Below are 22830 nucleotides of genomic sequence, written 5' to 3'. Positions count from 1 at the left end.
CACGGCGGGAATCCGTACGGCCGGACCCCTCCGGCCCCGCACCACCGCGCGACCCACCCGTTCGACAGGCCCTTCCGTCCGGCCCTGGGGACGCCAACCGGTGTCAACCGGTGAGGACGATCTTCCCGGTGCGGCCGGGCCGTGCGTGGTGGGCGAGGGCGCGGTGGACGTCGGCCAGGTCGTAGTGGGCCTCCACCGGGGCGGCCAGGGTGTGGTCGGCGAGTTGGCGGGCGACGGTGGAGGTCAGCTCGCGCAGAGCCGGGGCGTCGAGCTTCTCCAGGTGCCGGGGCAGCCAGAACCCCTCGACGCTGATGCCGTGGAAGAGGGGGAGGTCGGGGGGAACCGGAAGCGGCCGGCCGGACAGGGAGCCGTAGACGACGTGGCGGCCACCGTCGCGTACGCACTTCAGGGCCAGAGCCCCCTGCTGCCCCCCGACGGCGTCCAGGGCGGCGGCCACGCCGGAGGCCCCTGCCAGGTCCCGTACCTTCTCCACGGCGGCGCGGTCCTCGGCGGACACGGTGAGGTCGACCCCGAGGTCCTTGAGCCGGGCCTCCTGCCCGCCGTCGCGGGCCAGGCATATGCAGCGGACGCCCCGGCGGCGGGCCAGGCACATCAGCATCCGCCCCACGGTCGACGTGCCCGCTGTCAGGAGCAGGGCGTCTCCCGCCTCCAGCCGCAGGTCGGCCAGGAGGAGGTGCGCGGTGAACGGGTTGACGGTGAACTGGCAGGCGGTGTCGAGGGGCAGGTCGTGGGGGAGGGGAACCACCGCGTCGAGGGGGGCGGTGACGTACTCCTGCCAGGTCCCGGTGACCGCGACGGCGACCGGGCTTCCCGGCTCCAGGGAGACGCCCGGGCCCACGCGGTCGACGCGTCCGGCCCCCTCGAACCCGGCGGGACTGACGGGACGGTGGCCCCCGACCGGGACGAAGCGGGCTTCCCGTCCGTACGAGCCCTCGACGAACATCACGTCCGAGGGGTTGATGGGGCGGCTCAGGAGGCGTACGCGCACCGTGCCCGGGGGAGTGTCCGGCAGGGGCAGCTCCGTCAGGAACACGGTGTGGGCCGGGTCGCCGTGGCGTTCGAAGACGACAGCGCGCATCTCTCTCCTCAGGCGAAGGGCGAAGCGGCCATGAGCGAGTCGCGGATGCCGGCGATGGAGTACTTCCCGCTGTGCACCATCGAGTTGACCAGGACGTAGGTGGCTCCGCCCTTCCCCAGGGCCTCCGTGAGGTGCTCCAGGGCGCCGCATCCCCCGGAGGCGATGACGGGCAGGCCGGACGCCTCCGCGACGGCGTGGGTCAGCGCCAGGTCGTAGCCTCGGCCCACGCCTTCCCGGTCGACGGCGTTGGGGAGGAGGGCGCCGACCCGGAGGCGCCCGAGTTCACGGGCCAGCTCCACGGAGTCGACGGACGTCTTCCTCGTGCCGTTGTGGGTGTACGCCGCCCAGCCGCCCGTTTCGCGGGGCCGGCTGTTGATGACGATGACGAAGCGGTCGCCCCCGTAACGGCCGATGGCCTCCTTCACCACCTCCGGGTTCTCGATCATGCTGGTGCTGGCGGAGACCACGTCGGCCCCCGCCTCCAGCAGGTGTCCGACGTGGTCGGCCGAGGGGACGACCCCGTGCCCGACGGAGACGAGGAGGGACAGCCCGGTGCCCTTGAGGCGGCGCAGCAGCGGGGGGAGGTAGTCCTCGACGCGCTCCCACGGATCGATGACGTCGACGAAGAGCTTGTTGGCGCCGTCACCGGCGTAGCTGGCGGCCACCGCCACGGCGTCCGAGCGGTCGGGCAGTCCCGGGATGCCCGAGGGCAACTGGGTGCGCCCTCCGGTCACGTCCACGCAAGGGATGATCAGGTCGGTGATGTGGGAGTTCCGGTCGTGGAAGACAGGGGATGTCACGTGGGTCATGTCGGGTCCCTCGTCAGGAGTTCGTGAGCTGGGCCAGGCGGGGGCTAGCGGGCGCGAGTTCACGAGCGACGTCGACGGCCGAGGCCACGGCGTCCTCCTGCGAGTCCAGGGCTCTGGTGTAGGCGCCCGCGAAGTGGAGGCCCTCCTCGCGGCGCTCCGCCAGACGGCGCCGTGCCCGGTGCGCCGCCGGGGTGGGCAGGGGGGTGCGGAAAGCGGCTCGGGCCACCTCGTGGCGGGGCGTACCGCGGTGGGTGACCTGGCTGACGAAGACCTCGGCGTGGTGGCCGGGGCCGTACCAGGTGGTCGACTCGCTCCACCCGTCGTGGACGGTCACGTTGGTGGTGGACCAGTGCCTGCGGTCCTCCGGCATGCCGAAGGGGTCCAGGTGCGCGGCGTAGACGAGCTCCTGGTAGGTGAAGGCGTCCAGCACCGCGCGCAGACCGGAACAACCCGCCAGCGACTGGAGCGCCGCCGCCGCGGCGTACGGCGGGACGGCGAGGACGACCGCGTCCACCAGATGTCTTCGCCCGGACCTCTCGATCATGGCGAACCGGTCGCCGTGTGCCTCCAACCGGTGCAGCGGGGCGCGCAGGTGCACCTCGGCCGCGCCCAGCCGCCCGGTCAGCGCGCGGGCCAGTTCCTGGGCGCCGCCCCTCAGGCTCTGCATCGGAGCGGCTTCGGAGGTGGACGGCTGCGGGGCGGCGAAGAACCCGCCGATGCCCCGTGCGGCCAGCTCGGCCACGTCGCGGGTGCCGCAGCCGAACACGGAGGCCGGCAGGGCGTGGACCACGTCGTTCTTCACGTCGTCGGCCAGCGCGGTCCAGTCGCCCGCCCCTGCCACCGTGACCTCCCCGTCCAGGTCCTCCTCCTCCCAGCGCGAGGCCTCGCGGCCGAGGCGGCCCAGCGCCTCCCACGCCGGGCCCAGGACCACCTCGCGGTCCCGGTCCGCGTCCGGGGTGTGCGGACCGACCAGGTAGGGGCGGCCACCGCCCGGGTGTTGCAGGGTCCGGGAGGCGGGGACCGACAGCAGGGGGTCCGGCCCCAGACCGACCGACCGCACCAGGCGCGACCACAGAGGGAACTGGTCGGAGACCTCGTGGACCCCCAGGTCCAGGCAGAGGGTGCGGTCGCCGACACGGACCTGGACGGTGCGTGCGTTGCCCCCGAGGTCGCCGCGCCCTTCCAGCACCACGGTCTCGTGGCAGGGGTCGAGCAGCCAGGCCGTCGCGAGGCCCGCGGTACCGGCACCGGCGATCCCGATCCTCATGCCCGGCCCCCGGCGGTGGACTCCGGGTCCGGAGCCCGCCCTTCCGCCGCGCTGGTCCAGAACTCCGCGGTGAACTCCTCCAGGAGCCGGGACATGAACACCGCTTCGCGGGGGTCGTCGCCGTTGTCCAGGCCGTCCTGTACGACGGTCAGGGCGAGCGGGCGCAGCTCCTCGGTCGGATCGCTCTCGAAGTAGGAGGTGAACTCCTCGGGAGCGTCCACACCGTACTTGCGGATCTGCGCAACGATCTCCTGGCACGTGGGGAAGTAGATGCACATGTCCGTGTACGCGGCCAAGGCGGTGACCGCCTGGCTGCCCTGGACGGCGAGCCACGACAGGAAGCCGTTGAGGGAGTACGCCTTCCGATCGGACGGCCACATCCACTTGGCGCTGTCCTCGCGCGGCAACCCCAGGGCTTCCGCGACCGCGTTGAGCCTGGGCCCGGCCTCGTACGCCACCTGGGAAAGGCCCAGGTACAGCCCCGCGGCGGGTCGGTGTGGAAAGCGGCTGAGTGCCAGGCTGTAACCCGGTAGTTCCGCATGGTGGAGCTGAGCCTCGACGTACACCAGCCGGCGCATGTGTTCCTTGGTGAGGCCGCCGTTCCGTGCGATGTCCAGGAACGGGTTCGGCAAGGGGTGCTGCCGGCGTTTGAGGGCGAGTTCATCGGCCAGTTCTTGTGCGGTCGTCATGCGGTGTCCATCCTTCGCGGTGGTGCGGCGCCGGTGATGCTCGGCTCGCCACGGTGGGCCCAGGGGGGTGAGGGGACGTGGTGTTTCCTTCGTGGCGCCGTGGACACGAATCCCACCGTCGCCCCTTTCTTTCCGAGGCCGTTGAGCCCTTTTCCCGTCCGTGCGACGGCACGCGCCCGCACGGAGGAACGACAGCGGTCGACGCGTGCTGTGCCCGGCCGGCGCACAAGTCCGGCACATCCGCGGAAGCGGAAAGCGACCGGGATGTCCGGTGGCCGGCTAAATCGCGGCGGCGCTGGCCCAGAAGTCCTCAATGGACTCCTCCAGGAGCCGCGCCATCAAAACGGCTTCCCGGGGATCGTCACCCCGGTCCAGCCCGTCCTGCACCACCTCGATGGCCCGTCGGCGCGTTCCCTCGCACGGGTCGCCTTCGTAGTACGAGACGAACTCCTCCGGCGCGTCCACGCCCTGCTCACGGATCAACGCCACGACTTCCGTGCAGCCGGGGAAGTACAGGACCATGTCCGTGTGCACCGCCAGAGCGGTGGCGGCCTGGCTCCCCTGAGCGGTGATCCAGGACATGGTGCCGTTGTAGCTGTAGGCCCTCCGGTCGGTGGGCCACATCCACTGGTCCTTCTCCTCGCGCGGCATCCCCAGCGACTCCGCGACCGCGTCGAGCTTGGGCCCGCAGGCGTGCAGGAGGTCGATCAGTTCGACGTAGAAGTCGGCGGCCGGGCGGTGCGGAAACCGGCTGAGCATCTTCCCGTAGGAAGGCACTTCGGTGTGGTGGCACTGCGACTCGGTACGCACCAGGCCCCGCATGTGGTCCTGGGTGAGACCGCCGCTCTTCGCCACGTCCAGCAATGCGTTCGGGACGGGGTTCTGTTCCCTCTTCCGCGCGAGTTCGTCCACCAACTGCTGTGCGGATGACATGTGTGCTCCTTCCCGCTGCGTCGGCGGCCGACGACACCGCGGGCCGTTTCGGGTTCTGTGACCGGGATGCGCAGCGGGTGCTCGGCCGTTTCGGCGGCTAGGAGAGGGAAGGCGAGGTGGCCGGGTTCGAGCGGACACTTCTCACCCGCTGGGGCCGGAGACCGAAGGTCTTCTCAAGGGCATCCCTCCGAAAACCATAGGCGAAGAATTCCACCACGGCATCTTTTCCGGCCCCGGCCTCGCGAACGAATCTTGCGCCGCTGGTCCTTTTGGTTTCGTCCGCAACTTCCGCCCGACCGCCCCGGCACATGTACGGCACATCCGCCCTGCCTCTACTGTGGTAAAGGCAGGTGTCCGCCCTTGCGGCGGTGCTGCCCGCATCTGCGGCACACCAGGCCGACGCGTCGCCGGACGCCGCCGGGTGGGCTGGTCGCTTCTCTCCGAGAGCCCCGCTTGCCCGCAGCCGTCCGCCCGGCATCCACGTGCACGAACATTCCGATCGCACGGACGGGGAATTCTCATGGACCCAGCACAGTCGCGGGCCACACCGCCTCACTGGAACGACACCGCGGTCGACTATCCCCGCGACGCTCTCATTTCGCACCTCTTCGCCGAGCAGGCGCGGCGATGCCCGGACGCGCCCGCGATGGCTTGGGACGGCGGCGGCTGGAACTACCGGGAGCTGTATGCGCGGGTACGCCGCGGAGCCGCCTCCCTGCGCTCACACGGCGTGGGCGACGGCGACCTGGTCGGCGTCCTGCTGGAGCGCTCCCCGGAGGCGGTCGTCGCGATCCTGGCCGTCCTGGAGGCCGGTGGCGCATTCGTCCCGCTCGACCCGTCCGCACCGGCCTCCCGCCTCGAAACCGTTCTCCGGGCCGCGGGCATGCACCACGTCGTCACCGCGCCGGACCGTGTGCCGGCCTCGGTACGGCGGTTCTGCCGGAGCGTCACCACCGATGAACTGGCCGTGCACCCGGAGCCCGACCGCCACCGGCGCTGGGCCGTGGGGCGCCGGGCGACGGACCCCGCCTACGTGATGTACACCTCCGGATCCACCGGCACCCCCAAAGGCGTCGTGTGTCCCCACCGCGGCCCGGTCAATCTGGTCAAAACCGGTGGTCCCCTGCAGATACTGCCTGATGACCGGTTGCTGGCCACGACCCGCCTGACGTTCGACCTTTCGTGCCTGGAGATGTTCGGCCCCCTGCTCAACGGCGCTTGCCTCATCGTGCCCGCCCCCGAGATCCCACTGAGTACGGAGGCCCTGCACCGCGTGCTTCGCGACCAGCGCGCCAGCGTCATGTGGTTGAGCTCCGGGCTCTTCGACCAACACGTGCAGCAGCGGCCCGGGATGTTCCGCGACCTGCGCTGTCTGATCACCGGGGGCGACGTCGTCAGCCCCTCCTCGGCGCGGGCGGTCCTCGAGCACGGCCGGCCCCGGCTCTTCGTCAACGGATACGGACCGACGGAGAACTCGGTGCTGTGCGTCGCCCACCGCATCGAGGACCTCCCTCCCGGCGCGTCCTCCGTCCCGATCGGACGCCCGCTCCCCAATACCACGGCTTATGTGGTGCGTGAGGACGGCGAGCCGGCGGAGATCGGGGAGGTCGGAGAGTTGTGGCTGGGCGGTGATGGCGTCGCCCTGGAATACCTGGGCGCTCCGGAAATCACCTCACAGAGTTTCGTTCCCGACCGTTTCGGCCCCGACCCGCAAGGGCGGCTGTACCGGTCGGGCGACCTGGCGTACTGGCGCCCGGACGGCAATCTGGAATACCGTGGGCGCCGAGACCGGCAAATCAAGGTACGAGGCTATCGCATCGAACTCGGGGAGGTCGAGAGCACATTGACTTCGCACCCGCAGGTCCTCGAAGCCGCAGTGGACGTACGCGGTGAAGGGAATAGCCGACACCTTGCCGCCGCCGTCGTCCTCGCCCCGGCCTCCGACGCCGAAGGAATCGCCCAGGAAATCGCCGCATACGCACGTGACCGCTTGCCCGGATACATGGTTCCGAGGCGTATAGACACAGTCCGTGAGATTCCCCTCACGTCAAGCGGGAAAGTCGACCGCAGACGGCTGATGGAGATGACGGCCGAGCGGCAGCAGGAGCCGGCCGGTAACCCCTCTGGAAATTCTCCGATGAATTCCATGGAGCGTGTCGTGGCCAAAGTGTGGGCTGACGTACTCGGTATCGAGACCCCTTGTCGCGACGACTACTTTTCTACATTGGGGGGAAGCTCCCTCCGGGCTGCCCAAGTGGCCTCCGCCACCCAGAAGCGGCTCGGCATGTCAAGCGCCAGTAGCGGCACCCTGATCCACAGCCTGGCGAACGACCCCACTGTCGAGTCCTACGCCCGTCAAGTACAGGAAATCCTGGACACCGGGCACCCGGGGCGCGAAAGGCCCGACCTCGTGAGCGAAGCCGTTCTGGACCCCTCCCTCCACTTCGCCACCGCGCCCGCACGTCCCCCGACCCCTCCCTTCACGGTCCTGCTGACCGGCGGCACCGGATTTCTCGGCGTCCACCTCATCGACCGCCTGAGCCGTTCCGGGGTCGAGCCGGTCCTCTGCCTCGTCCGCGCCCGCGATTCCCTGGAGGCGCGCGCCCGGATCGCAGCCCGGATGCGCCGCTACGGCTTGGACCCGGAACCCTGCGGAAACCTCGTCGTGCCCGTCGTGGGTGACCTGGCGAAGCCCCGATTCGGGCTTGAGGAAAACGTCTGGGAACAGCTCTCCGAAAGCGTGGACATCATTGTTCACAACGGGGCCCAGGTCAATTTCTCCTACCCGTACGAGACGCTGAAACCGGCGAATGTCACCGGCACGCGCACGGTGCTGGACCTGGCAGGAGGGCCGCGACCCAAGCCCGTGCACTACGTGTCCACCATCGCCGTCCTCTCAAGCGCCGACCCGGCACCCGACGGCACGGTCCACGAGGGAAGTCCGCTCCCGCACCCGGAACGTCTCCTGCTCGGCTACACGGAAAGCAAATGGGTGGCCGAGCGCCTGGTGGTCCAGGCGTCCCAGCGCGGCCTCCCGGCCGCCGTCTACCGGCCCTACGAAATCACGGGGAACCTTTCCGATGGAACATGGAACACCGACACGATGATGTGTGCCCTGTTCCGTACCATCGCCGAGACCGGGACGGCTCCCGACGTGGAGCTTCCCTTGAACTTCGTACCGGTGGACTACACCGCCGACGCCCTCACCCACATCCTGACGCACGAACGGCCCGACGGCCGCGCCTACCACCTCGACAACCCGGTGGAGGCACGCCTTTCCCTGCTGGTGGACCGCCTGCGAGCCGCCGGGTACCCGGTCGAGATCCAGCCTCACCACGTGTGGGTGGAGCGCCTCGTCGAACGGGTGGCCGCGGACCGCGGCCACCCCATGGCGCCCTACCTGCCCCTTCTTGCGGAGCCCGCTGCCCCCGACGGGCGCTCCGTACTGGAAACGTACTGCGCCGGTTCCTTCCCGAAGTTCAGCCGGACCAACGCCGAGGACGCTCTCAGGGCCAGCGGCATCACCTGCCCGCCCGTCGACGCCCACATGATCGATACGTACGTGGGGTACTTCCGCCGCAGCGGCTTCTTCGCTCCTCCGGGCGCGTTCCCCGGCGCCCGCCGGTGAGCCCCCGCCGATCCGTCCGCCCCCGCCACCGAGGGTGGGCCGACCCTTCGGCACGACGAAGCCCTCGGCAGGCGGTGTGACGCTCCCAAGCAGTACTGCGGACACACTGCGTGACCACCACGGACACAGGAACGCCCGGGCGGTCCTGGCCGCTCCCGCGACCGGGGCGGGAGGCGGGTGCCGTCGTCACAGGGGCTTGAGCGGGGTGTGCAGGAGGCAGAACTCGTTGCCCTCGGGGTCGGCCAGGACGTGCCAGCTCTCGGTGCCGGTCTGGCCGACGTCGGCGGGCCTGGCGCCCAGGGCGAGCAGGCGTTCCAGCTCGGCGTCCTGGTCGCGGTCGGTGGCGTTGACGTCGATGTGCAGCCGGAGCTTCTCCGGCCGGGGGTCGCTGGTCGGGCTGAGCACGAGGACGGGCTGCGGGCCGCCGAAGCCGGTGTCGGGCGGACCGATCGCGATGCTTCCGTCGCTCTCCCGTTCGAGCTCGACGTAGCCGAGGACGTCGCTCCAGAACGCGGCCAGCCGGTCGGGATCCGCGGCGTCGATGACCAGTTCGCTGATTCGGCATGCCATGGCCGTCACTATACGGAGACGGCGTGACGGGCCCGGCCGCGGACGCCCGGTGGGGGCGGAGGGGCCGCTCCGGGGCGGTGGTGCGTCAGGTCCGCGACCTGACAGGCCGCCACGTCCTCTGTGGGAGGCTTCCCCTTGCTCGTGGACACCTGGAGACCGGGGTCTTGAGGCCCAGGAGAAGTAGCACCGGGCGGGAAGCCGAGGCACCGTTCACCGGCTCCACAACGGCGGCCCTGTCAGCCATGAGGTCGCGTTCTGGTCAACTGGCGGGGGGTGCCCCTATGTCTTTGGTCAAGGGAAACCGGGGTGCGATGGGTCGGCATGCCGGGGCAGCATGGCGCCGTGGCCGATCTGCCGTGGGATGACGTGAAGTGCTTCTTCGACCTGGACCTGATGGGGTCGCTGCCGGACGTGCGTGTCCCGGATGCCTCGGTGGAGGACTGGCAGTCGGTCCTCGACTTGATCGCGGAGAAGGGCTGGGAGTGCCAGTACTCCGAGGGAGACATGGCGCTTCCGGTGCCTCGGGCGGAGGCCGTGCTGTCCCGCCCGGCGGATGCCGAGTGCCCTGAGCTGCGGGTCTGGCCGTCTGCCGATGTGCTGGCGATCTTCCGTTTCTATGCCGATGACGAAGTCGACTTCGATGTCGACGTGCGGGAGTTGCAGGGCCAGGATCGACTCGATGTGTTCTGCGGCTTCCTCCGGGAGATCGGACGGAGGCTGGGCAAGCCGGTGCTGATGGACCCGGAAGGCGACGACGGCCATCCGGTGCTCGGCTTCGATGTCGAGGCCGATCGAGTCGTTCTCCTTGCAGACCCGCAGGTCAGGTGATGTTGGCGTACACGTGAACGTGCACAGCCGAGTACGGATGAACGTGCCCACCTGCGGGCATGGTCAGGCGTCTTCTTGACCTGAAGCATGATTGAGGTTCTAGCGTGTCGCCTACTTGATCATCTGACGATGGGAAATACGCTCGTGATCCTCGTGACCGGAGCCACTGGAAATATAGGCAGTGCCCTGCTGAAGGAGCTGCACGCACGCAGCGTCGGACCCTTGAGAGGGCTCACCCGTGATGCCGCACGGGCCGTCTTCCCTCAAGGGATCGAGGCTGTGGAGGGCGACTTCGCAGAGCCGGCGTCGTTAAAGTCCGCGCTGGAGGGAGTGCGCTCGCTGTTTCTTGTGTCGCGTCTGGGCTCGGACGCCGACGCGCTCGAAGCCGCCCGGCAGGCGGGAGTGGAGCACGTCGTGCTGGTGTCGTCCATCACCGTGCAGACCCACCCGCACCTCGGCCCCGCCGACGAGAACCTGGCGGTGGAGCAACTACTCAAGGAAACCGGCATGGACTGGACGATCCTGCGGCCGACGCAGTTCGCGTCGAACGCCCTGATGTGGGCTGCGTCCATCCGTGGCCGCGAGACCGTACGCGTGCCGTACGCCGAAACCGCGCTGCCGACCATCCACCCCGCGGACATCGCATCGGTGGCACGGGTGGCACTGACCGAGCCCGACCACCACGGACGCACGTATGCCTTGACCGGGCCAGAGCCGATAACCGCCCGACAGCAGGTCGAGGCCATCGCGGCAGTACTGGGTCGGGAGATTCCCTTCGCCGAGATCAGCCGTCGGCAGGCCCACGCGCAGATGGTCGCGGTCTTCGGGGTCGAGGCCGCGGACGCGGTGCTCGACGTCACTGGCGGAGACGTGAACCCCGAGCTGCTGATGGTGCGCGACACGGTTTCACAGGTCACCGGAACGCCGGCTCGCCCGTTCCGGCAGTGGGCTTCGGAGAACGCCGACGCCTTCCGTTGAATCGCCAGGACCTGAGCACGTTCATCCGTACCCAGATGCACATTTTCAGGAGTACGCCGACAGGTGACTGCGGCCGACGGCTGCGGTTCGTAGAAGGTGCCGTCGCGGAGCATCGCGAACAGCACGTCGGCCCGGCGTCTGGCGAGGCAGAGCAGGGCCTGGGTGTGGTGCTTGCCCTGGGCGATCTTCTTGTCGTAGTAGGCCCGGGGCGCGGGGTCGCCCAGGGCTGTGAAGGCAGAGAGGAAGAAGGCCCGTTTGAGCTGCTTGTTCCCTCTCCTAGACGGGTTGTTCGCCGCGGATCGAGGAGCCCGAGCTGCGAGTGGCCGGGGCGAGACCGGCGTAGGCGGCGAGGTGGCCGGCGGTGGGGAAGGTGCTGCCGTCGCCGACCTCGATCAGGATCCTGGCTCCAGTCCTGACGCCGACTCCCGGCATCGACGTCAGGACCTTCGAAAGAGGGTGGGCCTCCAGGAGTCCCTCGATCCGCCCGGCCAGCAGCTTGCGCTGGTCAAGCACGGCGGCCAGCGATCCGGCCAGGCTCGGGACGATCAGCGCGGCCGCCTCGGTGCCCGGGACGGTCACGGTCTGCTCGTCCAGGGCGGCGAAGATGTCCTCGACCAGACGCTCGGCCATCCTCGGCGCCTTCGGCCGCAGCAGCGTGACCAGCCGCCGCCGTCCGGCCTTGCGTATCTGGGCCGGTGACCCGAACCGTTCCAGCAGGGTGAGGACGGCCGGGTGCTGCAACCGCGGCCCCAGGACCCGTTCCAGGGACGGGTGGATCTGGGTCAGCAGGCCGTGCAGCCGGTTGGCGACCCTGGTGGCTTCACCGGCCAGATCGTCGTCGAACCCGACGATCATCTCCAGCTCGGCGATCGTCTCGTCCTCGCCGTCGATCGCCCGCAGCGTGTGCGGCATCGCCCGGGCCGCGTCGGCGATGATGAACGCGTCCCTCGCGTCCGTCTTGGCCTCGCCCGGGTAGAGGTCGGCGATCCGCCGCATCGTCAGCCCGGGCAGGTAGGCGATCGGGCAGCCCATGTCCCTGGCCACCGCCAGCGGCAGGGCGCCGATCGAGGCCGGCTGATCGACCACGACCAGCACCGTCCCGTGCTTGGCCTGCAGCTTGGCGAACAGCTCGCGGAGCTTGGGCTCGGTGTTGGGCAGGCGCTTGTCGAACGCCTTCTTCCCGGCCGGTGTGACGGCGGTGGCGTGGTGTTCGCCCTTGCCGACGTCCAGGCCGAGGAAGACGTCGATGTCGCCGGTGTCGATCACGTGCAGGCCCCTCCATCACGTTCTCGTCCGGCCTTGCCACGGCACCGAGCTGCCACATCCACGTTACGGAGAGCTCTTCCGGCCTTGGGTGAAGTCGGTACTCAAGCCCCTCATCAGCGGTCCGTCGATGCCTCCGGGACCGGTGACACCACCCCCCCGGATCATGAACAACAAGGGGGGGAAGTCATGCCGGACCCGAAGGCCGGAGGCCCCATTGCGGAGCCACGAAAAAGGTAACGGGGGGCGGCGGTGCGGTGCCGTCGATGTGTGCCTTGAGGAACTCATAGGCGCGGTCTCCCACGCGCTTTCCCAGTTCGTGTCCTGCGGCGATGGCGGGGCGGAAGTGAACGCCTCCCAGGAGCCTGCTGAGGCCGCAGTCCCTTTCCCATGACGTCCATGTCTTCCAAGGACCAAGGGTGATGTCGGCGCTCGGGGTGATACCGGGTTCGACCACCGACGCTCCCTTGGCGACGCGGATGGACAGCCCGAGGGCGTCGGAACCGGTGAACCGTCTGACCGCCTGGGCCAACGCGCTACAAAAGGCCGTCGAGGTCGAGGGATATTCGGGGTGGTCCGCCGTCTCGACATAGCTGCGCCACTCGTATCCCTTGATGTCGGTGACGGTGCCCTTGCCGGGTCCACCCCAAGCGGTGACGTTCCGGCCACCGTAGAGGTAGCGGATAGCGGTGAAAGGACGGACCGCATCGAACTTCCGCTTGAAATGCCAGGTGGCGATACCGGCATCGAACGGGGCCACGTTGGACAGGGCGTCGAGGAAAACGAACTGGTCGAGTTCGTACTTGTTGGCGTCTGCGATGTGTCGAAAGGCCGGCGGCAACGCCCTGAATTTGTTGTTGAAGGTTTCGACGAGGACTTTCTGGTAGTCGGTCAGACCGGCCGAAGCGCTCAGGATTTCGTCCGCCTGGCGCTTGTACTTCACCGGGTTGCGTACGGGGTCGCTGTTCACCGGGGCGGGTATGTCAAACTCTTCCGGGTCGCTGTACGAATACGGCCGGGTGACGCTCCACTGCGGCGTGACGAACTCCTGGACCCGGAAGATGCCGTTGCCTTCGGTGACCACGTTCGGCTGCCAACGCGAGGGGTCTCGAATGGTGTCGGCGGTGTTGACCGGCCGGTACCCGAGGTAGTCGGCATAGGGTTGCCGGTTGTACTTCCGGCCGCCCTCGTCGCCGAGTTGGTTCATGCCATCGTGCAGCCTGCTGGCCACCACCGCGTCTCCGGCCCTGTTGCCGATGCCCGCAGGGGTGACGAGGTCCCGGCTTTCATTGTCTGGATCGAGCCCAGTCGAGGTGAGCATGTCACGCCATTGCGCGTGGAACTGGGGTAACTGACTGTTGAGGACACGGTAGCTCGCGTACAGGATGGCGATGTTGCGTTCCCGGTTGGTCTTTCGCTCGGTCACCGGACGTCGTCCCAGTCGTGAGGCCATGCCCACCGCGGTTGGGTGGTACGGCGCGATCGCATCGAACCACGCGTTGTTGAGCAGCACCGTATACCGGATGACGAGGGAGGCGTCGCTGGCGGCCACCGTGGTGCGAAAAAGGTGGTTCTCGGCAGGGATCACCACCTCCTTTATCGCGTTTCCAGTGTCCAAGTCGAACGGGATGCCTGAGGAGGTGGAGGCGTCACGAGCAGGAGGAGGTAAGGCCGGCCCCCAGCCCATCGCTGTCGTTCGGGCAGCAGTCCATTTCGGTTCCATGCCGTCACCTTTCCGATGGACAAGCCGGTGCGACGCCCCCGCGTGGCGTGTCGTCCCGGGGCGCGGTACAGGAAGTCGCTGACGGCACAAAGTACTCCCGTTGCCGCATGGTCACAATGGAAGTTTCTCCCACCCGAGAAAGAACACGGAGATCGCCGAAAAGGGAGAAGATCGCAACGGATCGAGCCGAGATCGCGGGCACGCTGGTCTCGGGGCCGTCCGCGCGCGTGCGGAGAGCGCCGACCGGGCCCCGAGCCAGGTGGTCGGGCTCGTTGTCCCTCTGCTCCAGCCCCGCTGACCGCACTTCACGAACACGGAGTCCCCGTCAGGGCACCGACCCGGATGCCCTGACGGGTGGGACCGGTCCGCGGCGAGCACCTGCGGCATCAGCCGCGCGGTCACGGCCGGTCAGGGCCGGCTCGCGTACTCGTCGCGCATCAGGTGGCGCTCGATGTGGAGCCGGCGGGCCTCCCGTGGCGCAACACGCAGGATCACCGCCTTCACCCGCCCGGTCGGAGCCACGCGACAGACGTCGTTGTACACGGGACCGGGACCGGTGGGCGCGCACGTCGAGGTGTCGCGTATGCGCCGCCGACACGGCCGGCGGGTCGCCCTGTGTGCCTGCTGCCGCATCGGGCCCTATGGGGCTCGTTGACAGCTCCGGCTTCAGGCGGTGTTTCCTGTGCCGATGTGGGCGAGCAGTGGAGCGGTGCCGTCCTCTGCGGCGAGCCCACGGGCGAGTTCGGCGGCGCGGTGGCGGTGGGCCGGCTCGGACAGGCAGGCGGTGATCGCGTCGCCGAGGGTGTCGGCGGTGAGGTCCTGGAACGGCAGGGGTCGCGGGGCGACTCCCAGCTCGTACAGCCGGGATGCCCAGAACGGCTGGTCGGCCATGACGGGGACGGGGACGGCGGGTACGCCGGCCCGCAGGCCGGCTGCGGTGGTGCCCGCTCCGGCGTGGTGGACGACGGCGGCGGTGCGCGGGAACAACCAGTCGTGCGGGACGTCGCCGACGGTCAGGACGTCGTCGCCGCAGCCGCTCAGACCGGCCCATCCCGCCTGCACCACCGCGCGCACGCCTGCCCGTTTCACCGCCGCGGCCACCAGTTTGCTGAGCTGTTCCCCCTGCCCTGCCGCCATGCTGCCGAACCCGATGAACACCGGAGGCGGACCGGCTCGGAGGAAGTCGACCAGTTCGGCCGGGGGGTGCCAACCGTCCGGCCGCGCGGGCCACCAGTAGCCCGCCACTTCCACCCAGGACGGCCAGTCCTCGGGGCGTGGCACCACCAGCGGGCTGAAGCCGTGGAAGACCGGCCGGATGTCCACCGGCGCCGAGGGCACACCGGCGGGCAGCCCGAAGCGGGCCCGCAGTTGGGTGACGGCGTCCGCGAAGACCCCTTCCGCACGCCTCAGCACATCCCGGCCCGCGGCGAGGTTGTCCTTCGGCCCCAGGTCCTCGGTGCTCCGTGCGTTGGGCAGCGGGAACCGTTCGGTGGCGAAGGACGGTGCGAGGTAGGTGCCGATGACGGGGACGCCGAACGCTTCGCCGGCCGTCCGGCTGAGCGGTGCCGGGCCGAAGGCGGTGAGCAGCAGGTCGGCTCCGCCCGCCACGGCCCGGGCCACCCCATCGGCGAGCCCGTTCGCGTACGCCTTCGTCAGCGCCCGGGTCTCTTCCCGCGACGTCGCCCGGGCCCAGTCCCGGATCAGCCCCTGCGGGTCTCCCGGCACAGGCCGGTGGTCGAGACCGCACCCCCCGACGAGTGTCTCGAAGGAAGGGTGAGCAGCCACGGCGACCTGATGGCCCGCGTCCAGCAGACGTCGCCCCAGGCCCGTGTAGGGCGCGACGTCTCCCCGTGAACCGGCGGTGATGATCAGAATGCGCATGGAACGATCCTCCTCGGCGGATGCCATCCGGCCACCATCGCATGCCACAGGAATCCCCTCAGCCCACCCGACTGCATCGGGCGGCTGTGGCAGCGCTCCACGAGCCGTCGGCGCCCCCGACGTCCAAGGGGGCGTTCGCATGCGTCACCGGAGTGCTCCGGCGCCTCGGCCGGCCGTGACCACGGTGCGGAGGGGGAACGCGATGAGCAGCGCAACAGTGACCAGGAGCCCGCTTGCCCACAGCGGCCCGAGGTCCCCGGCCGCGGTGCTGAGGGCGGTCGCGGCGATGAGGGGGCCGACGGCGGCGCCGACGTTGAGGGCCGCGGTCGCGTACGAGCCGGCCATGGTGGCGGCTCCCGCGGCCTCGTAGAGGACCCGGGTGATCAGCGTGCTGCCCAGCGCGAACGACAGCGCGCCCTGCACGAACACGAGAGCGAACAGGGCAACCGGCTCGTCGGCCAGCACGGCCAGGGCCGGCCAGCCGAGGAGCAGCACCGGACCGCCGACTGTGATGACCAGGCCGGGGCGCTGGTCGGACAGCCGCCCGGCGACGGTGACGCCGACGAAGGAACCGGCACCGAAGAGCACCAGGACCACGGGGATCCACAGCTCGCTCAGCCCGGCGGTGCCGGTCACCACGGGGGCGAGGAAGGTGAAGCTCGCGAACGTCGCCGCGTTCACCAGCGCGCCGAGCAGCATCACCAGGATCAACCGCGGCCTGGCGAGTTGGGCGAGCTCCGCCCGCAGGGCCGGCCCGTCAGCCGCGTCGCTCCGCTCACGGCGCGCGGGGAGCCCGGTGAGAACGCCAAGGGCGGCGGGCAGGCAGAGCGCGGCGACAGCCCAGAAGGTGGCCCGCCAGCCGAGCAACGCGCCGAGTACCGACCCGCCGGGGACACCGGCGATCGTGGCCACCGTCGTGCCCGACAGCAGCACGGCCAGGGCACGTCCCTTCTTGTCCGGCGGAACCAGCGTGGCGGCGGCCGTCAGGGCAACGGCGAGGAACCCCGCGTTCGCGAGCGCGGCGACGATCCGGGTGGCGAACAGGAGCGGAAAGCTCGTGGTGATGGCGCCCACGGCGTGAGCTGCCGCAAAAGCGAGGACGAACCCCAGGAGGCTGGAGCGCCTGGGCCAGTTGCGGGCGAGCGCGGCCACCAGGGGGGCGCCGACGATCATGCCGATCGCGAAGGCCGAGGTGAGCGTGCCCGCCGTCCCGACGGTGACGTCGAGGTCCGAAGCGATGTCCGGCAAGAGGCCGGCGAGCATGAACTCCGAGGTGCCCATGGCGAAGACCGCCAGGGCGAGCAGATACAGCGGGAGAGGCATCGAGTGGCTCCGAGGTGAGGAGGGGTACGAGAAGGTCAGCTCGTCACCGCAGCCAGCCCCAGCGCACACTCGTCCCACCGCGGGAAGCGGCGCGACGACGGGCTATGAGTTCAGTGGTTCAGGGGGCTGACGGCGTGACCGAAAGCCCCCACCTCGTCCGACTCAGGACTCGACATGGCCCGCACGCTACCCGACCGACGCCCGCCGAGGCACCCCGGTTTCATCGGCAACGGCCTGGGTCATCCACGTCATGCGCCGCAACAACTGGGCAGCGGGCAGGGGGCAGGGGGCAGGGGGCAGGGGACCGGAGCGGCGCGCGCCGCGGCGGCACGGCGGGGAGGCGACGCAGCGGCGGACGGGCGGTGAAGGGGCGGGGAGGGGAGGGGGCCCGGCAAGCGGCGGGCGGTTCCGCAGCGGCACGGCACCGGTGCGACGGCGGGCGGTCGAGCGGCCCGGCACCGGCCAGCGGACCAGCAAGACCGCCCGACCGCCGCGGGCGCTGCCGCCCGCGCCGACCAGGGAAGCCGTACGCGTCCCACCCGGAGTCGACGCCGGTACGGCTGCCGAAGCCGTAGCCCTGGCCGACGCGCGAGCGAGGCACACAAGAGGTGCGGGCCCTGGTGGTCGTCGGGCAGGGATCATGCGCGGGGGCGGGGGCACCCAGTTCTCGTGGCGGGATGAACCGAAGGGTTGGCACCGTCCCCGCGGACGCGGGGACGACCGCAGCACGGCGAGCCACAGGCACCACTCCAGGGTCGTACCCGTCCCCGTACCCGTACCCGTGGGGGTGGTCCTCCTCCGCGGGGGATGTCCGCCGTGATCGCACGGGGTGCGGTCGTCCCCGCAGCCGTGGGGACGGAGCCGGAGAGTCCGTCGTGGCCTCGGCGCGGTGGCCGGGGTGTTCCTCGCTCGTGATCACCCTCGGTTACTATGCTCACTTCGTGCCGGAGGCCGGTAGCAAGGGGCGCAGCGCCGTCGACGGGCTGCTCGGGGAGCGGGGAGACCGGTGTGCCGGTCGTGGCTCCCCGGACCCCCAGGGGCGTTGACGGGCATCTCCTCCTCCCGCACCCTCAGAAAGCCGGCCGTGGATCGCAAGGTTGAAGAGATGGGTGGCCTGGGAAAGTGCTGGAAGAGGTCGTAGCGACTCGCTATGTCACGCCACTGCGTGAGGGCGGCTCGCTCCCCGGGATCGTCGAGGCCGACGACCTCGGTACGTACGTCATGAAGTTCACCGGCGCGGGCCAGGGCCGCAAGACGCTCGTCGCCGAGGTGGTCTGCGGTCAGCTGGGCCGCCGGCTCGGCCTGCGCGTGCCCGAGCTCGTCGCCATCCAGCTCGATCCCGTCATCGGCCTGGGCGAGCCCGACCAGGAGGTGCAGGAGCTCCTCAAGGCCAGCGGCGGGCTGAACCTGGGCATGGACTACCTGCCGGGCTCCATCGGCTTCGACCCCCTCGCCTACGAGATGGACCCGGTCGAGGCGGGCCGGGTCGTGTGGTTCGACGCGCTGATCAACAACGTCGACCGGTCCTGGCGCAACCCCAACATGCTGGTCTGGCACGGCGAACCGTGGCTGATCGACCACGGCGCCACCATGATCTGGCACCACAACTGGCCCGGCGCCCGGGCCTCCGCCGCCAAGCCGTACGACGCCTCGGACCACGTCCTGGCCACGTACGGCCCCGACGTGGCCGCCGCCGCGGCCGAGCTGGCGCCGCGGGTCACCGAGGAGCTGCTGACCGAGGTGACCGCCGACGTGCCCGACGAGTGGCTGGTCGGCGAGCCCGGCTTCGACTCGCCCGACGCCGTGCGGCGCGCCTACGTCGAAGCGCTGCTGCCGCGTGCCGCGACCATCCACGAGCGCGTCACCGTGGGGGAGCGGACCGAGCGCAAGCCCTCGCGGGCACCCGGCTGGCTGACCGACCACCTCACCCCCTGGCCCCACACCGCCAAGGGCGGCACGACCGTACGAAGCGAGCAGAAGGACAGCGGCGAGTGACCGAGCGGAACGTCTTTGAATACGCCCTGCTGCGCGTCGTGCCGCGCGTCGACCGCGGCGAGTGCTTCAACGCGGGCGTGGTGGTCTACTGCCGCGCCGAGGCCTTCGTGGCCGCGCGGACGCACCTGGACGAGAGGAAGCTGGCGGCGCTCGACCCGCGGGCCGACGTCGCCGGCGTGCGGGCCGCCCTGCACGCCGTGGAGGGCGTCTGCCGCGGCGGCGACGACGCCGGGCAGGCCCGCCGCGAGGACGCGGGGCGGCGGTTCCGCTGGCTCGTCGCGCCCCGCTCCACCGTCGTCCAGCCCGGCCCCGTGCACACCGGGCTCACCACGGACCCGGAGGCGGAGGTCGAACGGCTGTTGGACCTGCTCGTCCGCTGACGCCCCGCGTGATCCCCGGCACCCCGCCCGTGAGCCGTTGACACCGGGTGCCAGGGCTTCTAGCGTCTCGTCCTGCTGAAGGTACTAAGCGGTCGCTCACCACTCCGCCGGGAGCGGGACGAGCGGCCCCAGGGACTCAAGGGCGAGGAGAACCAGCATGTCCACCACCCAGCAGCGCGTGGCCGTCGTGACCGGAGGGGCGCGCGGCATCGGCGCGGCGACCGCCGTACGGCTCGCGGCCGAGGGCCGTGCCGTCGCCGTCCTCGACCTCGACGAGGCCGCCTGCAAGGACACCGTCGACACCATCACCGCGGCCGGCGGCACCGCCCTCGCCGTCGGCTGCGACGTCTCCGACAGCGCCCAGGTGGAGGCCGCGGTCGCCCGCGTCGCCGACGAGCTCGGGGCCCCCACGATCCTCGTCAACAACGCGGGTGTGCTCCGCGACAACCTGCTGTTCAAGATGTCCGAGTCCGACTGGGACACGGTGATGAACGTGCACCTCAAGGGCGCGTTCCTGATGGCCAAGGCGTGCCAGAAGCACATGGTCGACGCGGGCTTCGGCCGGATCGTCAGCCTCTCCTCGTCCTCCGCCCTCGGCAACCGGGGCCAGGCCAACTACTCCGCCGTCAAGGCCGGCCTCCAGGGCTTCACCAAGACCCTCGCCAAGGAACTCGGCAAGTTCGGCATCACCGCCAACGCCGTCGCGCCCGGCTTCATCGTCACCGAGATGACCGCGCAGACCGCCGCGCGCGTGGGCATGGGCTTCGAGGAGTTCCAGGCCGCCGCCGCCACCCAGATCCCCGTCCAGCGCGTGGGCCGCCCCGAGGACATCGCGAACGCGATCGCCTTCTTCACGGGCGACGACGCCGGTTTCGTCTCCGGCCAGGTCCTGTACGTGGCCGGCGGGCCCCTCAACTGAAACGGCGGGTGGACGACATGAACGCCAGCGAACTGCCCGAGCCGACCGGCCGGGTCGCCCTCGTCACCGGCGGCAGCCGGGGCATCGGCTACGGCATCGCCGAGGCCCTCGTCGCGCGCGGCGACCGCGTCTGCATCACCGGACGCGGCGAGGAGGCCCTCAAGGCGGCCGTCGAGCGCCTCGGCCCCGACCGCGCCGTCCACGTCGCCGGCAAGGCCCACGACGAGGCCCACCAGGCGACCGCCGTCGAGCGGACCATGGAGGCCTTCGGCCGCGTGGACTACCTGGTCAACAACGCCGGGACGAACCCCGTCTTCGGCCCGATGGCCGACCTCGACCTCAACGTGGCCCGCAAGGTCTACGAGACCAACGTCATCTCGGCGCTCGGCTTCGCCCAGCAGACCTGGAGGGCCTGGCAGAAGGACAACGGCGGGGCGATCGTGAACATCGCGTCGGTCGCCGGCGTCGCCGCCTCCCCGTTCGTGGGGGCGTACGGGATGAGCAAGGCGGCGATGATCAACCTCACGCTGCAGCTCGCCCATGAGTTCGCCCCGATCGTCCGGGTCAATGCGATCGCCCCGGCCGTCGTGAAGACGAAATTCGCGGAGGCCCTCTACGAGGGCCGCGAGGCGGAGGTGACCGCCTCCTATCCGCTCGGCAGGCTCGGCACGCCCACGGATATCGGTGGCGCCGCCGCTTTCCTCACGTCCGACCAATCGGACTGGATCACCGGGCAGACCCTGGTGGTCGACGGGGGGATTTTCCTCAATGCCGGAGTCGGCTGAGGTGGATTGCGCCTGATTGGCCGCCTAATGCCTCAAGTGCCCCGCCGGTCCCCTGGATTGACCCGGCGGGGCGCTGCGGTATGGTCGGCCGACCATGGCTGAACGAGGAGCGTGTGCACGTGTTCAACCGGACCAGTCTGCAGGCGGCTGCAGCCCTTGCGTCCATATCCCTGCTGGCGGGATGCAGTCTCTTCGCGGGTGATGAAGCCGAGGCGGAAAGCAAGATCGTCGTGGGCACGACGAGTTCTCCGACCACCCTCGACCCAGCGGCCGCGTGGGACAGTTCCTGGGAGCTGTACCGGAACGTCTTCCAGACGCTGCTGAGTTTCCCCACCGGGAGCACGACGCCCCAGCCGGACGCGGCGGACTGCAAGTTCACCGACACCGCCAGCAAGGTGTTCCAGTGCGACCTGCACGAAGGGCTGCAGTTCTCCTCCGGCAGCAAGGTCGACGCCGAGGCGGTCAAGCACTCGATCGAGCGGATCCGCACCATCAACGCGGAGGGCGGCCCCAACGGACTCCTCGGGGCCCTCGACAAGGTCGAGACGAGCGGCGACAAGACGGTGGTCTTCCGGCTCAAGGAGTCGGACGCCACCTTCCCCTTCGTCCTCGCCACGCCCGCCATGTCGATCGTCGAGCCCGCCTCGTACCCGGCGGACAAGCTCCGCGAGGACGGCAAGCTGGTCGGCTCCGGCCCGTACACGCTCGGCAAGTACACCGAGGGCAAGGAGGCCGAGCTGGTCAAGAACCCCACGTACAAGGGGTTCGCCGACCGCAAGAACACCGCCGTCACCATCCGCTACTTCGGTGACTCCGAGGCGATGGTCGCCGCGCTGAAGAACAAGGAGATCGACGTCACCTACCGCGGCCTGACCGCCGAGGAGGTCGTCGACCTGAGCGAGAAGAAGCCCGAGAACGAGGGCCTCCAGATCGTCGAGTCGACCGGCGCGACCATCCACTACCTGGTCTTCAACCCGGACGACCCGCAGGTCGGCAAGCCCGCCGTCCGCCGGGCGATCGCGCAGGTCATCGACCGTGGCGCCCTCGTCGCCAAGGCGTACCAGGGCACCGCCGAGCCGCTGTACTCGATGGTCCCGAAGGGCATCGCCGGGCACACGACCAAGTTCTTCGACCACTACGGCGACCCGGACGTCACCAAGGCGAAGAACATCCTGCGCAAGGCCGGCATCGACCAGCCGGTGAAGCTGACCATCGGCTACACCACCGACCGGTACGGCTCCTCCACGGCCGCCGAGTTCGCCGAGATCAAGCGGCAGCTGGACGCCTCCGGACTGTTCGAGGTGACCCTCGTCGGCAAGCCCTGGAAGGACTTCCAGGAGGCCTACCAGAAGGGCGAGTACCCGGTCTTCGGCCGCGGCTGGTTCCCCGACTTCCCGGACCCGGACAACTTCATCGCGCCGTTCGTCGGCAAGAACAACGTCCACGCCGCTCCGTACGAGCAGCCGGAGATCACCGACCAGCTGCTGCCCGAGTCGCGCCGCAAGAGCGACCGCGCCGCGGTCACCGAGCAGTTCGAGCGGGCCCAGCAGATCTTCGTCGAGGACGTCCGCCTGCTGCCCCTGTGGCAGGGCAAGCTGTACGTCGCGGCCAGCGAGGAGATCGGCGGCGGCGAGCGCGCCCTCGACCCGCAGACCGTCATGCAGCTCTGGGAGCTGCACCGCAAGACGAGCTGGTAGCGGCTGCGGCTGCGGTTGCCGGACGGAGGTGATGGGATCGGTTGTCAGTGGTCGCAGGTAGGT

At 70.1% G+C, this 22830-nt stretch carries 17 protein-coding genes and 1 pseudogene; 8 read left to right on the top strand and 10 right to left on the bottom strand.

Going from position 1 to position 22830, the window contains the following annotated elements:
- Nucleotides 1-103: 103 nt before the first annotated feature.
- From AC07D6_RS21230 to AC07D6_RS21210, 5 genes are all read right to left on the bottom strand, one after another.
- Nucleotides 104-1099, bottom strand: coding sequence for a zinc-dependent alcohol dehydrogenase family protein (locus AC07D6_RS21230; RefSeq protein WP_479046528.1), 996 nt, complete (start codon nucleotides 1097-1099; stop codon nucleotides 104-106).
- Nucleotides 1100-1107: 8 nt separating this feature from the next.
- Entirely contained in the window at nucleotides 1108-1908 is an 801-nt protein-coding gene (locus AC07D6_RS21225) for a HisA/HisF-related TIM barrel protein (RefSeq protein ID WP_479046526.1), read from the bottom strand.
- A gap of 13 nt (nucleotides 1909-1921) precedes the next feature.
- Nucleotides 1922-3175, bottom strand: a complete 1254-nt coding sequence (locus AC07D6_RS21220; protein WP_479046523.1) for an FAD-dependent oxidoreductase — start codon at nucleotides 3173-3175, stop codon at nucleotides 1922-1924.
- Nucleotides 3172-3864, bottom strand: coding sequence for a hypothetical protein (locus AC07D6_RS21215; protein ID WP_479046521.1), 693 nt, complete (start codon nucleotides 3862-3864; stop codon nucleotides 3172-3174). Before AC07D6_RS21215 ends, AC07D6_RS21220 begins: the two co-directional genes overlap by 4 nt.
- A gap of 279 nt (nucleotides 3865-4143) precedes the next feature.
- Nucleotides 4144-4797, bottom strand: coding sequence for a hypothetical protein (locus AC07D6_RS21210; protein WP_479046519.1), 654 nt, complete (start codon nucleotides 4795-4797; stop codon nucleotides 4144-4146).
- A 520-nt stretch (nucleotides 4798-5317) separates the two neighbouring features.
- Between AC07D6_RS21210 and AC07D6_RS21205 the strand changes: the two genes are divergently transcribed.
- A complete protein-coding gene (locus AC07D6_RS21205) occupies nucleotides 5318-8425 on the top strand; it encodes an amino acid adenylation domain-containing protein (RefSeq protein ID WP_479046516.1) in 3108 nt (1035 codons plus the stop codon).
- Between the two features lie 186 nt (nucleotides 8426-8611).
- Here AC07D6_RS21205 and AC07D6_RS21200 read toward each other — a convergent pair whose 3' ends face one another.
- A complete protein-coding gene (locus AC07D6_RS21200; protein ID WP_479046514.1) occupies nucleotides 8612-8995 on the bottom strand; it encodes a VOC family protein in 384 nt (127 codons plus the stop codon).
- Nucleotides 8996-9337: 342 nt separating this feature from the next.
- Between AC07D6_RS21200 and AC07D6_RS21195 the strand changes: the two genes are divergently transcribed.
- Nucleotides 9338-9823, top strand: a complete 486-nt coding sequence (locus AC07D6_RS21195; RefSeq protein WP_479046512.1) for a hypothetical protein — start codon at nucleotides 9338-9340, stop codon at nucleotides 9821-9823.
- A 144-nt stretch (nucleotides 9824-9967) separates the two neighbouring features.
- Entirely contained in the window at nucleotides 9968-10801 is an 834-nt protein-coding gene (locus AC07D6_RS21190) for an NAD(P)H-binding protein (RefSeq protein ID WP_479046615.1), read from the top strand.
- A 74-nt stretch (nucleotides 10802-10875) separates the two neighbouring features.
- Here AC07D6_RS21190 and AC07D6_RS21185 read toward each other — a convergent pair.
- The 4 genes and pseudogenes from AC07D6_RS21185 to AC07D6_RS21170 form a co-directional block, all read right to left on the bottom strand.
- A pseudogene (locus AC07D6_RS21185) lies at nucleotides 10876-12067 on the bottom strand (IS110 family RNA-guided transposase); the annotation flags it as partial.
- A 184-nt stretch (nucleotides 12068-12251) separates the two neighbouring features.
- Nucleotides 12252-13652: a vanadium-dependent haloperoxidase gene (locus AC07D6_RS21180; RefSeq protein WP_479046509.1), complete on the bottom strand. Its 1401-nt coding sequence runs from the start codon at nucleotides 13650-13652 to the stop codon at nucleotides 12252-12254.
- An 801-nt stretch (nucleotides 13653-14453) separates the two neighbouring features.
- Complete coding sequence (locus tag AC07D6_RS21175) at nucleotides 14454-15668, bottom strand: glycosyltransferase (protein ID WP_479046507.1); 1215 nt, start codon at nucleotides 15666-15668, stop codon at nucleotides 14454-14456.
- Between the two features lie 144 nt (nucleotides 15669-15812).
- The gene (locus tag AC07D6_RS21170; RefSeq protein WP_479046505.1) at nucleotides 15813-16991 is read right to left on the bottom strand and encodes a Cmx/CmrA family chloramphenicol efflux MFS transporter; all 1179 of its coding nucleotides are present in this window, start codon (nucleotides 16989-16991) and stop codon (nucleotides 15813-15815) included.
- 1122 nt (nucleotides 16992-18113) lie between these two features.
- Here AC07D6_RS21170 and AC07D6_RS21165 point away from each other — a divergent pair.
- The 5 genes from AC07D6_RS21165 (at nucleotide 18114) to AC07D6_RS21145 (ending at nucleotide 22767) form a co-directional block, all read left to right on the top strand.
- Entirely contained in the window at nucleotides 18114-18986 is an 873-nt protein-coding gene (locus AC07D6_RS21165) for a HipA family kinase (RefSeq protein WP_479046502.1), read from the top strand.
- On the top strand, nucleotides 18983-19366 hold the full coding sequence (locus tag AC07D6_RS21160) for a DUF3037 domain-containing protein (protein ID WP_315878174.1): 384 nt from the start codon (nucleotides 18983-18985) through the stop codon (nucleotides 19364-19366). The genes AC07D6_RS21165 and AC07D6_RS21160 overlap by 4 nt, the downstream gene beginning before the upstream one ends.
- Before the next feature lie 157 nt (nucleotides 19367-19523).
- Complete coding sequence (gene fabG, locus AC07D6_RS21155; RefSeq protein ID WP_479046500.1) at nucleotides 19524-20285, top strand: 3-oxoacyl-ACP reductase FabG; 762 nt, start codon at nucleotides 19524-19526, stop codon at nucleotides 20283-20285.
- A gap of 17 nt (nucleotides 20286-20302) precedes the next feature.
- Nucleotides 20303-21070 carry an SDR family oxidoreductase gene (locus AC07D6_RS21150; protein ID WP_315878172.1) on the top strand — a complete coding sequence of 256 codons (768 nt, stop codon included), beginning with the start codon at nucleotides 20303-20305 and terminating at the stop codon, nucleotides 21068-21070.
- 119 nt (nucleotides 21071-21189) lie between these two features.
- A complete protein-coding gene (locus AC07D6_RS21145; RefSeq protein WP_479046612.1) occupies nucleotides 21190-22767 on the top strand; it encodes an ABC transporter substrate-binding protein in 1578 nt (525 codons plus the stop codon).
- The last annotated feature ends 63 nt before the right edge of the window (nucleotides 22768-22830 follow it).

The organism is Streptomyces sp. NPDC045287 (genome assembly GCF_056432325.1).
Note: the sequence above shows the minus strand (reverse complement) of the source record. Positions and strands in the feature narration are given on the sequence as shown.